General features: G+C 39.3%; 13 protein-coding genes and 1 tRNA gene. 3 read left to right on the forward strand and 11 right to left on the reverse strand.

All coding sequences use genetic code 11. The features are described 5' to 3' along the window. Positions 1–19: 19 nt before the first annotated feature. The 11 genes from O9316_RS02160 to O9316_RS02210 all read right to left on the reverse strand — a co-directional run bounded on the left by O9316_RS02160 (position 20) and on the right by O9316_RS02210 (position 10,604). Positions 20–643, reverse strand: a complete 624-nt coding sequence (locus tag O9316_RS02160) for a DEAD/DEAH box helicase (protein WP_298204130.1) — start codon at positions 641–643, stop codon at positions 20–22. Between the two features lie 15 nt (positions 644–658). Then, on the reverse strand, positions 659–1,822 hold the full coding sequence (locus tag O9316_RS02165) for a sigma-54 dependent transcriptional regulator (RefSeq protein ID WP_298204131.1): 1,164 nt from the start codon (positions 1,820–1,822) through the stop codon (positions 659–661). A 53-nt stretch (positions 1,823–1,875) separates the two neighbouring features. Continuing rightward, a complete protein-coding gene (locus tag O9316_RS02170; protein WP_298204132.1) occupies positions 1,876–3,177 on the reverse strand; it encodes an ABC transporter permease in 1,302 nt (433 codons plus the stop codon). Positions 3,178–3,186: 9 nt separating this feature from the next. Then, positions 3,187–4,107: an ABC transporter ATP-binding protein gene (locus O9316_RS02175; RefSeq protein ID WP_298346930.1), complete on the reverse strand. Its 921-nt coding sequence runs from the start codon at positions 4,105–4,107 to the stop codon at positions 3,187–3,189. Between the two features lie 165 nt (positions 4,108–4,272). Beyond that, the gene (gene dnaJ, locus O9316_RS02180) at positions 4,273–5,388 is read right to left on the reverse strand and encodes a molecular chaperone DnaJ (RefSeq protein ID WP_298204134.1); all 1,116 of its coding nucleotides are present in this window, start codon (positions 5,386–5,388) and stop codon (positions 4,273–4,275) included. An 8-nt stretch (positions 5,389–5,396) separates the two neighbouring features. Continuing rightward, a complete protein-coding gene (locus O9316_RS02185) occupies positions 5,397–5,969 on the reverse strand; it encodes a nucleotide exchange factor GrpE (protein WP_298204135.1) in 573 nt (190 codons plus the stop codon). Positions 5,970–6,167: 198 nt separating this feature from the next. Then, positions 6,168–7,076: a TIGR01777 family oxidoreductase gene (locus O9316_RS02190; protein WP_298204136.1), complete on the reverse strand. Its 909-nt coding sequence runs from the start codon at positions 7,074–7,076 to the stop codon at positions 6,168–6,170. A 133-nt stretch (positions 7,077–7,209) separates the two neighbouring features. Continuing rightward, positions 7,210–7,944 carry a head GIN domain-containing protein gene (locus O9316_RS02195; protein ID WP_298204137.1) on the reverse strand — a complete coding sequence of 245 codons (735 nt, stop codon included), beginning with the start codon at positions 7,942–7,944 and terminating at the stop codon, positions 7,210–7,212. A gap of 2 nt (positions 7,945–7,946) precedes the next feature. Next, positions 7,947–9,692 carry a PspC domain-containing protein gene (locus tag O9316_RS02200; protein WP_298204138.1) on the reverse strand — a complete coding sequence of 582 codons (1,746 nt, stop codon included), beginning with the start codon at positions 9,690–9,692 and terminating at the stop codon, positions 7,947–7,949. Between the two features lie 2 nt (positions 9,693–9,694). Then, complete coding sequence (locus O9316_RS02205) at positions 9,695–10,027, reverse strand: PadR family transcriptional regulator (protein ID WP_073362689.1); 333 nt, start codon at positions 10,025–10,027, stop codon at positions 9,695–9,697. A 58-nt stretch (positions 10,028–10,085) separates the two neighbouring features. Continuing rightward, a complete protein-coding gene (locus tag O9316_RS02210; protein WP_298204139.1) occupies positions 10,086–10,604 on the reverse strand; it encodes a DUF4870 domain-containing protein in 519 nt (172 codons plus the stop codon). 185 nt (positions 10,605–10,789) lie between these two features. Between O9316_RS02210 and O9316_RS02215 the strand changes: the two genes are divergently transcribed. From O9316_RS02215 to O9316_RS02225, 3 genes are all read left to right on the forward strand, one after another. Next, positions 10,790–11,251, forward strand: a complete 462-nt coding sequence (locus O9316_RS02215) for a DUF4442 domain-containing protein (protein ID WP_298204140.1) — start codon at positions 10,790–10,792, stop codon at positions 11,249–11,251. Between the two features lie 29 nt (positions 11,252–11,280). After that, positions 11,281–12,114 carry a DUF2807 domain-containing protein gene (locus O9316_RS02220; RefSeq protein WP_298204141.1) on the forward strand — a complete coding sequence of 278 codons (834 nt, stop codon included), beginning with the start codon at positions 11,281–11,283 and terminating at the stop codon, positions 12,112–12,114. A gap of 60 nt (positions 12,115–12,174) precedes the next feature. Then, a tRNA-Pro gene (locus O9316_RS02225) sits at positions 12,175–12,252 on the forward strand. Positions 12,253–12,391: the final 139 nt, after the last annotated feature.

Genomic DNA, 12,391 nt, shown 5'->3' on the forward strand with positions numbered 1-12,391 from the left:
TAAAATAACCTATTTTTTTTCAATCGCCCTGGTCTTCCGTTTCAAAAAACAAAGGCTCTATCATTATGTTATTAGCCACATTTTCAAGGCGTTCCGTAATTTGAGAGCAAAAGAAAATTCGCTGTACTTTTTCAATACTCTCGGACAAACGAAGTATCTTGGGTTCAAAGCGGTTTTTTATAATCACTTCTGCATCATCCAAAATAAACATTTTTAATTGGTTTACATCAAATCCAGCCGAACTAAACATCGTCGTTAATTGGTTTGGTGTTCCTATTAAAACATCGATTCCCAATGAAATTTGATTTTTATCTTCGTCCAAATCCGAACGGTCATGAACATGATAAACACGCAAAGCATTGTACTTATTCAATTGATTAAACACCTCTACCATCGCTATGACTTTGTCTTTGTCATTACATAGAATCAAGGCTCTTGGAGACAATTCGAAAGGTTTATCCAAGCGCTGAATGACATGGAGTGCAATGGTGGTTGTCTTCCCTGAACCTGCTTCACTTTGAATAACCACATCAGCACCACTTTTTATCGCTGCATACGTACCCTCTTGCAGGTCATTGGCCAATGTTAAACCCGACTCGATCAATGCCTTCTGAAGTAATGGGTTTATTTTTTTTAACTGCATAAATTGTTTTTAAATTTATTTACTCGCAAATAATTTCACGTCACTTTCTGAAATCTCTTGGCCACCCAAAATGATTAGGCGCTCGACCACATTGCGCAATTCGCGAATATTTCCCGTCCAATCGTACGCTTGTAGCAATTGAACAGCTTCTTGTGAAAACTGCTTGGGTGCATTTCCCTGTTCCTCAGCAATTTTGGATGTAAAGTGATCTATCAACAATGGGATATCATCGCGACGATCATTTAACGCTGGAACTTTGATTAAAATAACGGCCAATCGATGGTATAAATCCTCCCGAAATCTTCCTTCTTCAATTTCTTTTTTCAAATCCTTGTTCGTGGCCGCAATGACGCGAACGTTGACTTTGATATCCTTATCGGCTCCAACCCGTTGAATTAAATTTTCCTGTAAAGCGCGCAAAACCTTTGCTTGAGCAGCTAAACTCATATCGCCTATTTCATCCAAAAAAATGGTACCCCCGTCGGCTGCTTCAAACTTACCAGCTCGATCCTTAACCGCCGAAGTAAAAGCCCCTTTCACATGTCCAAATAATTCACTTTCAATCAACTCAGAAGGAATCGCCGCACAGTTAACTTCAACAATAGGTGCCTCCGAGCGATCGCTTTTTTGATGCAATTGGTGGGCTACTAATTCCTTACCCGTTCCATTTGGACCTGTAATTAAAACGCGGGCATCGGTTTTGGCGACCTTTTCTATCATTTCCTTGATATGCTGAATGGGCACACTAGTCCCAATAATCTCATAGTTTTTGGAAACCTTCTTTTTTAGAATTTTATTCTCAACAACCAATTGCTTTCGATCCAGCGCATTACGAACAGTATTCAGTAAGCGATTCAGATCGGGGGGTTTGGAGATATAATCAAAAGCCCCTAATCGCATCGTGTTGATGGCTGTTTCCATATCGCCATGCCCTGAAATCATTACAATAGGAATCTCGGGCTTAATTTTTTTTACCGCCTCAAGGAGCTCCTCTCCGTCCATTTTTGGCATTTTGATATCACACAAAACCAAATCAAAGTCAGTACCCTTAATTCTTTCAAGGCCTTGCACGCCATCTTCGGCTTCTTCCACCTGATAGGTATCGCTTTCTTCTGTTAAAATTCGCGTAAGCACACGACGAATGGAAGCTTCATCTTCTATGACCAATATTTTAGGCATATGTTGTATTTTTAAATGTTAAGCGTATAACAAAGGACATGCCATTTTCTGCACTAGTAGTTTATCCAACGTAATAATTCCTTCCAAGTAGGTCGTTTACCATACATCAAAATTCCTACTCGATAAATCTTAGAAGCAAACCACACCACAAAAACAAACGTTCCAAATAGTAATACCAATGAAATCGCCAACTGCCACCAAGGGACTCCAAAGGGAATTCGCATCATCATTACAATAGGTGAAGTCAAAGGTACCATAGAAAATGTAGTGGCAATCGTTCCATGCGGATCATTCATGACTGTGAAAAATCCAATGTAAACTCCCAAAATCAAAGGCATAATAATGGGTAATAAAAACTGTTGCGAATCGGTTTCATTATCGACTGCGGCACCAATAGCGGCATAAAACGAACTGTATAGAAAATACCCGCCGATAAAATAAAAAATGAAAGAGACGAGTATTGTTCCTACCGGTAACTTCCATAACTCATTCAAATACAGAGCAGCTTTACTTACATCTTGACCTGAAGTAGCCATCATTTTTTGCGTTTGCCCAGCGGTAGCACCCAGAGGTACCTCAAACACAACGGATAATACAAACATAGCGGTCAATCCCAATAAGGCCCAAATCAAAAACTGAAGAATCCCTGCAATAGATGTTCCAATGATTTTGCCCATCATCAATTGAAAAGGTTTGACAGAAGAAATAATTACTTCAATAATCCGCGATGTTTTTTCTTCAATGACGCTACGCATCACCATATTTCCATAGATGACGATAAACATCATGATAAGATAACCAAAAGCACCTCCAATACCAATTTTGATTTCATTGATCCCTTTCAAGGCTTGTTCCCCCGAAGCTTTGACCAAATTAATGGCAACTTTGGCTTGGGCCTGTTGAATTTTTAAGGTATCTAAACCCACTGCTTTAAAATTTTCTTGGGTCATTTTTTTGGTAATCACCGACTCTAAATCGGAGATAAAAAGAACGCTTGGACTATCGTTGGAGATGTATTCTATCTTTTTTGCCAAATCCTTGTTGTCAGGTACTTTGGGAATTAACAACAAGCCTTCATAATGTTCGGCTTGAATACTATCTTTTAAAACTGAAATTGGTGTTTGTGAAAAATCGACATATTTGTACTCTTCATCGCTTTTGAATTGTGTAAAAAAACGGCCCGTTTCATCATGAATTGCAATGGTTTTTTGATCGGCTTTCAACGTACTCAAATAGCCAACAAAAACGGCAATTCCAACAAAAAGGAGCGGACTCAAAAAAGTCATCACAATAAAAGATTTATTGCGCACTTTGGCGGTAAATTCTCGCTTAATTATCAATATAAGTTTGCTCATAATAGCCGATTAATCCGTTACGGTTTGGATAAAAATATCATTGACAGTGGGTATTTTCTCTGCAAAATGGGTTACTTGCCCGCGTTGCATCAGCGTATGTAAAAGTTCATTGGCGGAATGGTTTCCTAATTGAATTTCCAATTTCAACTCCTGATTCAACGACTTGAAATCGGTTGTTTTCAGGGTAAACTTTTGGGACAAATCATGCCAAACACCTTCCACATTATCGGTCAAAATCCCCACATCATACGAATGGGTTCTATACTGTTTTTTTACCTCCGATAGCTTTCCTTCAATTAATTTATTCAAACGGTGAATTAAAGCGATATAATCACACATTTCTTCTACCGATTCCATGCGATGGGTTGAAAAAATAATCGAAGTTCCCTGTCGATTCAATGCGATAATTTCATCCTTGATTAAATTGGCATTTACAGGATCAAAGCCCGAAAAAGGTTCGTCTAGGATCAAGAGCTTCGGTTGATGCAAAACGGTCACAATGAACTGTACTTTTTGCGCCATTCCTTTGGACAACTCTTGTATTTTTTTGTCCCACCAAGAAGTGATTTCAAACTTTTCAAACCAATACTTAAGTTGCGTTTTAGCATCATTTTTTGACATTCCTTTGAGTTGCGCAAGATACAAACACTGCTCCCCCACTTTCATGGTTTTATACAATCCACGCTCTTCAGGCATATACCCTATTTCATGAACATGCTTGGGCTGAAGGGGTTCTCCGTCCAAAACCACCGAACCGCTATCGGGTAAGGTAATTTGATTGATAATGCGAATGAGGGACGTTTTTCCGGCGCCATTGGGTCCCAATAACCCATAAATACTTCCTTGGGGTACCGTGAGTGAAACAGCATTCAAAGCCGTGTAATCACCGTATTGTTTGACAACGCTATCTACAGTTAAAATGGATTGCATATTTTTTTTCTAATCTTCGGGTAAAAATACGGAATTCCCAACAGAATGGGGCATAACTAAAAACAAAAAACCCACCCTTATGGTGACACAAGGATGGGAAAAATTGCTATGAAAAAGAAATTACCTGTTTCCAAGTAATGCTCAAAAGTAAAATTATTTTTTTAACTACGAAAACATATCTTTAACTTTTTCAAAAAAAGATTTTTCGCTCTTTTCGGGGTGTGGTATAAAGTTTTCGTCGGTCAAGGCTTTTTCGAAAAATTGTCGTTGCTCTTTGGATAGGGTTTTTGGGGTCCAAACATTAACATGCACCAACAAGTCGCCATTCCCATAACTGTTTAAACTAGGAATACCTTTGCCTTTCAATCGTAAAATTTTTCCCGATTGAATGCCTTCTTCCAGCTTGATACGAACTTTTCCATTAACCGTTTCTAGCTCCTTGGACACTCCTAGAGCCGCTTCAGCAAAACTGATGTATAAATCATAGTGAAGGTTTTCACCATCCCGTTTAAGCCATTCATGCTCCGTTTCTTCAATCACCACAATCAAATCGCCGGGGACTCCATTTCCGGGAGCATCGTTTCCTTTGCCTGATACTTTTAACTGCATTCCATCGGCAACACCGGCAGGTATTTTGATCGAAACAGTCTCGTCTTCCATGATCATCCCATAGGCATCGGCATTATTGGGTTTGCTTTCAATTGTTTGCCCCGATCCGCCACACATAGGGCACGTGGTTGCGGTTTGCATACGCCCTAGAATCGTATTGGTAACTTTTACTACTTGCCCCGCGCCATTACAGGTGGGACAGGTTTTATAACGAACACCAGGCGCTTGTATTTTTCGCTTAACTTTTACTTTCTTTTCAACGCCGTTTACTACTTCTTCCAGTGTGAGTTTGACTTTAATCCGTAAATTACTGCCTTTCATTCTGCGCGAACCGCCGCCGCCGAAGCCACCGCCAAAACTTCCACCAAAAGCACCACCAAAAATATCGCCAAACTGACTAAAGATGTCATCCATATTCATATGACCTCCACCGAAGCCACCAGCGCCATCAAAGGCGGCATGACCGTATTGATCATAACGTGCCTTTTTATCGGGATCACTCAAAACCTCATAGGCTTCTGCGGCCAACTTGAAGTTCTCTTCCGCTTCTTTGTTACCGGGGTTTTTATCCGGGTGAAATTCAATCGCTTTTTTACGGTAGGCTTTTTTTATCTCCTCCGCACTGGCATTTTTACCGACACCTAGTATTTCGTAAAAGTCTTTTTTACTCATATTTTCAATTATTGTCCGATGACCACTTTGGGAAAACGGATAATTTTATCGCCTAATTTATACCCTTTTTCAATCACATCTACGATTTTCCCCTTCAAATCCTCTGTGGGCGCAGGAATTTGAGTTATCGCTTCTGCAAAATCCGCATCAAAAGCATCTCCTGTTTGAAGGGAAACTTGTTCAAGACCTTTTGCAACTAACGTTGCTTTAAATTTTTCATGAATCAACTCTACGCCTTTAACCAGGGCTTCATCTGCTGATTTTTGAATTTGCTCCATTGCGCGATCAAAATCATCTAAAACGGGTAACATGGCCATCAAAACTTCTTGATTGGCTGTTTTGAACAACTCTAAGCGCTCTTTGGTGGTGCGTTTTTTATAATTCTCAAATTCTGCAAACAAACGTAAAAATTTATCTTTTTCTTGGGCCAATTGCAACGCTAATTGTTGTTCTGCTGACAATTCTTCTGTTGGCGCACAACCGTCTGTTTCCGACATTTCAGGAGCTAACTCAGGGGCTTCATGCTCGTTTGTCTCAGTATTCATGGTATTTTTTCCTTTAAATGGGTTGTTGATTTTCATTCGAATGTATTGCTTCGCAAAATTCCGTGCAAAAGTACTGCCATTTCCTTAAAAATGTCAAATTGTCATTTATTTTTAGTGAAAAAAGAGGTTCCACCCCCTTACATTCCAGAAATGGCGATTTACCTCGTCTTACATTTCTATTGCCAAACTGAAATGTAATTTCTACTTAAAATAAAATATACTCGGAAAAATTGGTTATGGCAATAAATCGTTTAGTGCCTTTTCGGCATCGGGGTAGGTGAATTTAAACCCAAGGTCCAATGCCCGTTGGGGAAGAATTTTCTTATCATTAAACAACAATTCATGCATGTCGCCTAAAACGAGTTTCATTACCCATCGCGGAACGGGAGGTAACCAAAGGGGACGTTTCAAAAGGCGCGCAATGATTTTGGTTTGCTCTTTGTTGCTTACGGCATGTGGAGCGACACCGTTAAAAACACCTGCATGCCCCTTCTCGAGAAGCCAGGCATACAATTGCACAATATCGTGAAGGTGAATCCATGATTGCATTTGTTTACCGGATCCAAAAAAGGCCCCCATTCCCCATCGAATAGGCTGAACAATAGGGTTCAAAGCACCGCCTTCACGAGCATATACCACGCCCGTTCGTACCTTGGTTACCGTTAAATCGAGTTTTGAAAATTGATCCACAGTAGCTTCCCAGCGTTGCACTAATGTTCCTAGAAAAGTGCTCGATTGTATGTGGGAGTGTTCTGTGTATACCGCTTGGGAATCATCGGGATAAATAGCTGTTCCCGAGGCAGATAGTATGTGTTTTACTTGGTGCTGGGGTACCTTTTTTAAACTGGCATACAATACATTGGTCGATACAACACGACTCTCCAATAAAATCGTTTTGTATTGCGGTGTCCACCGTTTGGCAATAGTCGCACCTGCTAAATGTATAAGGGCATCAACTCCATTCCAACATTGGTCGTCAATTTTTCCTTCGGCGGGATTCCAATAAAACGTTTGCACACCTTCAGGCACATTGTTGGGTGATTTTTGTGTGGTCAGCCAATGGACATGATGCCCCTTTTGAACCAAAAGCTTGGTCAATGCATAACCAATCAAACCTGAACCTCCTGTTATTAAAATGCGCATACCCTCTTTTTGGGGTCAAAATTATCCAAATAATAACAAAACTAGTGATCCCCTATAAAAGGTTTAACGTCTGTTTAGGAATGTAATAAAAAAATCCCCGCCGAAGCCGGGATCTTTCTCGCAAAAAAACAAATTAGTCAATTTTTTGAATACTGCCTCCCGAAGATTCATTCTTATCAACGGTTTTGGCAATTCCCGTGTATTTTATACTGGACCCACTGGATGCACTTGCGTCAAGCGTAACTCTTGCATTTACAGAAGATTCACTTCCACTGCTCGCATCAGCATTAACGTCATTAGCCAACAATCCTTTAGCATTCAGTGTGCTTCCACTGGACGAACTCGTTTTCAACTTTAGTGCAATTCCTTTAATGTCCATTGAACTACCACTTGAGGTTTCGGCAGTGATTGTATCGTATTCAACTTTACCTTCCAAATGAGCTCCACTACTAGAATCCATAATCAAAGAGGTTCCCACAAACGTTCCTGTCAGCAATACATTGGCTCCGCTACTCGAGGTTACTTTTTTTAGTTCTGGCATGTGGATGTATACCTTAAGTTCTTTGGCTCCCGAAATACTTTTGTCGATATACACTTTTAGCGTCTCGCCTTCCAAATCGGTTTTTATAAACTCCAACAAATTAGAATCGGCCTCAACCTCAACTTTGGTGGTGCTGTCTTGTTTCATTTCGACTTCAATGCCGGCTGAAGCTTGAACTGCTGTAAACTTTCCAGAAATATTTCGTACTTCGGTGGTCACATTTCCATTTCCATCCACGCCATTCAACATGGGATTACACGACGTGAGCAATAATGCTGCAATAATTGCTACTAAAAACTTGGTACAATAAACTACGACTCGTATCATACTTAATTTGATTTTTTGATGACAACGCCATCTTTGTTAATAATAAGGCTTCCTTTTTCTCCAGTTTTTTCTTCACGAATAATTTCGACACCATTGACTTTAACGGTTACTTTATCAACAGAATCATTCACTTTTTCAATCGTTTCGGTTTCAATAACGTCGTCGTATTCATCTTCGTCGGGAGGACAATTGGTACATTTTACCTGATTTTCCTCCACAAGATACACATAATCCTCGGAAGAATGATGCATATTGAAATAGGAATTATCACTGTAATCGTAATGACGAACTGAACGATCGGTTTTAAACTTTACCCCTTTGGGCAAATACAAGTAAACGGTAACTTCCTGTTGACGAAATTTGTTATTGATCGCCGTAGTCCAGTAATTATTTAACAACAGTTGTTTGCCTTCAATTTTGAACCCGTATTCTATTTTTTGAGCTCTTGCATTAGCTTCTCCAACTGTTTTACCAACGGCTACTTTTTCAATTCGCACATAAGGAGTTGCGGCATCAGTGGGCAATACTTCAAAACTAATTTGATTGGAATAAATCACTTCTTTTTGTTGCTCGTTGGTCGTTAAACGATAATCGTGTGAAGGATTCATGTCTTTGGCATAAAAATCATTGTTCACAAATCGTATTTGTAGTGTATCTTGAGGTTGCAACATTATTTGCTCTTTTACAATGTCCTTGCCGTCAAAGGCCGCTTGCGTTACTTCATTGATGATAATGGTAATCAACGCGCCTAAAGAAACAATCCACACGGCTAGCAAGGTATATTTTACCACATTACCTAAAGAACGAACATGATTCATCAGTAGCTTGAGTCCCAATAACATTAAAAAAAACAGCGGAATCCCAAAGCAAAACATAAATAAGAGTCCTTGAATCCAGTACGGCGTTTCCAATCCGATTGGGGTAACCACCCTATTTATTGCGGCATTTTGAGGCAATTGTGAGGTAAAAATCAAAATGACAGCACCTATTAATACCCCCAACAGGGACAAAGAGGCAAAAATCAATACAAAGGCTCCAATAATTTTGGCAAAAACACCAAATACGGTTGTAATAAAGCCACTTAAACGATTGCCGAAAGATTCAGCTCCATATTTGACTTTTTCTCCTATTTCGTTGTAATCTGCATTTTGAATTCGTTGAGAAACTTGCTCAAATTCTTCACGCACTTTTTTCTCTATATTAGAAATGGTTACGGGTTCTCCCGTCATTTCCAACTTTTCAGCAGTAGTAATGGCTTTAGGCATGGCAATCCATAGGATTAAATAGGCTAAAAACCCCGTTCCTGTTCCAAATCCCAGGATTAAAAAGGCCAGTTTAAACCAAAACGAATCTACTCCAAAATAATGTCCCAAACCCGTACAAACCCCTCCAATTACACCACGTTCTTCATCGCGGTATAATTTGCGACGACGTGGAGGCAAGGCGTATTTAAAATCAGTTTCTTTTCGGGGTTCCCCTTCATTATCCAAACGATAATCTTCGGGTTGCCCCATAACATTGACAACTTCATCTACATCGTGACTATTGATTACATGTTTGTCTGAAAGTTGGCGCTCGGCAAAGAGTTCAGCTACGCGCATTTCGATATCTTTCATGATTTCATCTTTTCCGGTAGCGTCTGTGAGCGAATTTTTTATTGCATCAAAGTAGCGGGAAAGTTTTTGATAAGCGTCTTCATCAATGTGGAAAAATAAACCACCTATATTGATATTTACGGTCTTGTTCATGATTATTGGTTTTGTTTAGTGATAATGGTTACAGCATCGGAGAGTTCAGTCCACGTGCCATTTAATTCGTTTAAAAATGTTTTTCCCAATTCGGTCAACTCGTAATATTTACGCGGTGGTCCCGATGTCGATTCTTCCCAACGATAATTGAGCAAGCCATCATTTTTTAAGCGGGTCAGCAACGGATAGACAGTGCCCTCGACTACGAGTAACCGCGCTGCCTTGAGCGTATCCAAAATTTCGGAAGTATAAGCCTCTTTGTCTTTTAGCACCGACAAGATGCAGAACTCCAAAACGCCTTTTCGCATTTGTGCTTTTGTGTTTTCGATGTTCATAAAATTACTTTTTTTTAATCCACGAGGATGTTTGTTTTTTGATTGATGATTGATGATTTTATTCGGAGTTGGAAACCGCAGGTTCAGAAACATTGTCATTGGATTGAACACTGACGTTTTGAACGCGTTGTTTCAAAAACGGAATGGATAATGGATAATGATAAATTCTTCCACGAGTAGCTTCTAGCGCTCCATAAACGACGAGAACAAATTCTGTGATTTTTAACAATATGAATAATACAAATGCGGTAATCCCAACGATTAGTCCAGTCGAGAATTGTACCTCTTCGAGATTGCGAATCGAAAATGATTGGTCATCCCATTGAAATGCGATCATTCCTTGGGTAAAAGCACTTACAGTGAGTATTAGCCCTAAGCCAACTAAAACTAGGGTATACACTAAAACACTCAGTTGAAAATTCAATACGCTACGTCCTTGCGCTTCCAATACAGAGGATGTTTCTTTTTTGGCCGACCATATAAAAGCAGGTATAATAAAATTTCCAAAGGGAAATAGATATTGCCCTAGCGCACCAAGATGCAAGAGCGCTCCTATATTTCGTTCATTAGCATTCATACCATTTGATTTTGATGATTGAAACTTAATAATACTTTTTATAAACTATTATTTTCTTAAACAAAGATACAACCAAAAACAGGTATTATGCATTACAAAGTACTAAGATTTAACAATATATTAACATTTTGAGTTTCACCATATATATAAAAGGTATGTGTATATTTACCGAAAATAAAGGCTTTATGCAACTTTCACCTCGTAAATTAAACGTGTTTTTAGCATGGCGGTTACCGGCAGCATTTTGGTGCGGTGTTCGGGTTAAAACCATTTCTGAAACCGCTTGTGTAGCCACTGTCACCCACCGCTGGATCAATCAAAATCCGTTTCAATCTATGTATTTTGCCGTCCAAGCGATGGCGGCCGAGTTGACTACAGGAGCCTTGGTAATGGCTGAGATTCAACGCAAAAAGAAGCCAATATCAATGTTAGTCCTCAACAATAAAGCAACCTACACTAAAAAAGCTACCGGCAAAATTACATTTACCTGTCAACAAGGTGCCGCTATCGCAGCTATACTCAATGAAGTAGTCAATTCGGGAGGAGGACAAACGATTTGGTTGCAATCCATTGGGGTAGATGAATTGGGGGAGGTTGTTTCTGTTATGGATTTTGAATGGACCTTAAAATTAAAATCGAAATCATGAGAATTGTTACCTTTGAAAAAAAATAATTCATGAATCGCATTTATTTGATCATTACCCTTGTATTTACGTTGGGGGTACAAGCCCAAAAAAAAGAAAAAGTAAAAGGGTCCAAAATTGTTACCGTAGAACAAAAAAAGATTGAAGCCTTCAATGCTTTGGAAATTTCCGACAATCTTGAAGTTTTTTTGATAAAAGGTAATGAATGTGGACTTGAAATTGAAGCCGACGACAATTTGCATGATGCCATTGGTATTAGTGTGGTGGGACGTCAATTGCGCTTAGCTACCTTAAAAAGTGCTTTTGGCTACAAGAAGTTAAGCATTCGTGTAACGTATACCGATGATTTTATCGCGGTAACTACCAAAGATGAAGCTAAAATTAATGCCCTTGCGGAAATGAAGTTGGAAACCATTACGTTCACTAGTTTTGATGATTCTAAAGTTTTTGTTAATGCACAATGCAAAAAGTTTGAGCTCATTGCCAACGACCATTCGAAATCGGAACTCAATGTAAAAAGTGATGAATGTCGTATCAACTTGAGTAAAAGTGCCCAATGCAAAGCTTTAATTACTGGGCATGACTTAACCTTTGATGCCTATCAAAAAGCCACCGCCGAAGTGGAAGGTGATGTTGAAAACATTACGCTTCGTTTGGACAATAACAGTGGATTTACAGGAAAAAATTTGGATTGTAAGTCTGGTAAAATAACAACAGAATCGTATTCCCGTGCTAGTATTAAAGTAGATAAGCAACTTACGCTTTCCATGGCAGGAAAATCACAGTTGGATTTGTACGGAGAACCCAAAATTGAGTTATCGACATTTACAGACAGTGCTGTGTTATCGAAAAAACCCCTGAAATAATTGGTAAACAAGCGATACAATGCAAAAAATAATACTATATTTGCCCACGCAAAAAAAATTCGGGGTGTAGCGTAGCCCGGTTATCGCGCCTGCTTTGGGAGCAGGAGGCCGCAGGTTCGAATCCTGCCACCCCGACCAAAAAAGAAGCCGTCTCAATACTAAAATTTTGAGACGGTTTTTTTATTTGATTAAACTTTCATCAAAAGTTTACTATTTTAAAATGAGTTTAAAATTGCCTTTAAGCTGCAATTTTCTTTCTTAAGTTGTGTGCTAAAGC

Source organism: Flavobacterium sp. (assembly GCF_027533505.1).
GTDB lineage: Bacteria > Bacteroidota > Bacteroidia > Flavobacteriales > Flavobacteriaceae > Flavobacterium.

Coding starts and splice junctions, on each gene's coding strand:
- O9316_RS02160 (WP_298204130.1), bottom strand. CDS start 643: ATGCAGTTAAAAAAAATAAACCCATTACTTCAGAAGGCATTGATCGAG.
- O9316_RS02165 (WP_298204131.1), bottom strand. CDS start 1,822: ATGCCTAAAATATTGGTCATAGAAGATGAAGCTTCCATTCGTCGTGTG.
- O9316_RS02170 (WP_298204132.1), bottom strand. CDS start 3,177: ATGAGCAAACTTATATTGATAATTAAGCGAGAATTTACCGCCAAAGTG.
- O9316_RS02175 (WP_298346930.1), bottom strand. CDS start 4,107: ATGCAATCCATTTTAACTGTAGATAGCGTTGTCAAACAATACGGTGAT.
- dnaJ (WP_298204134.1), bottom strand. CDS start 5,388: ATGAGTAAAAAAGACTTTTACGAAATACTAGGTGTCGGTAAAAATGCC.
- O9316_RS02185 (WP_298204135.1), bottom strand. CDS start 5,969: ATGAAAATCAACAACCCATTTAAAGGAAAAAATACCATGAATACTGAG.
- O9316_RS02190 (WP_298204136.1), bottom strand. CDS start 7,076: ATGCGCATTTTAATAACAGGAGGTTCAGGTTTGATTGGTTATGCATTG.
- O9316_RS02195 (WP_298204137.1), bottom strand. CDS start 7,944: ATGATACGAGTCGTAGTTTATTGTACCAAGTTTTTAGTAGCAATTATT.
- O9316_RS02200 (WP_298204138.1), bottom strand. CDS start 9,692: ATGAACAAGACCGTAAATATCAATATAGGTGGTTTATTTTTCCACATT.
- O9316_RS02205 (WP_073362689.1), bottom strand. CDS start 10,027: ATGAACATCGAAAACACAAAAGCACAAATGCGAAAAGGCGTTTTGGAG.
- O9316_RS02210 (WP_298204139.1), bottom strand. CDS start 10,604: ATGAATGCTAATGAACGAAATATAGGAGCGCTCTTGCATCTTGGTGCG.
- O9316_RS02215 (WP_298204140.1), top strand. CDS start 10,790: ATGCAACTTTCACCTCGTAAATTAAACGTGTTTTTAGCATGGCGGTTA.
- O9316_RS02220 (WP_298204141.1), top strand. CDS start 11,281: ATGAATCGCATTTATTTGATCATTACCCTTGTATTTACGTTGGGGGTA.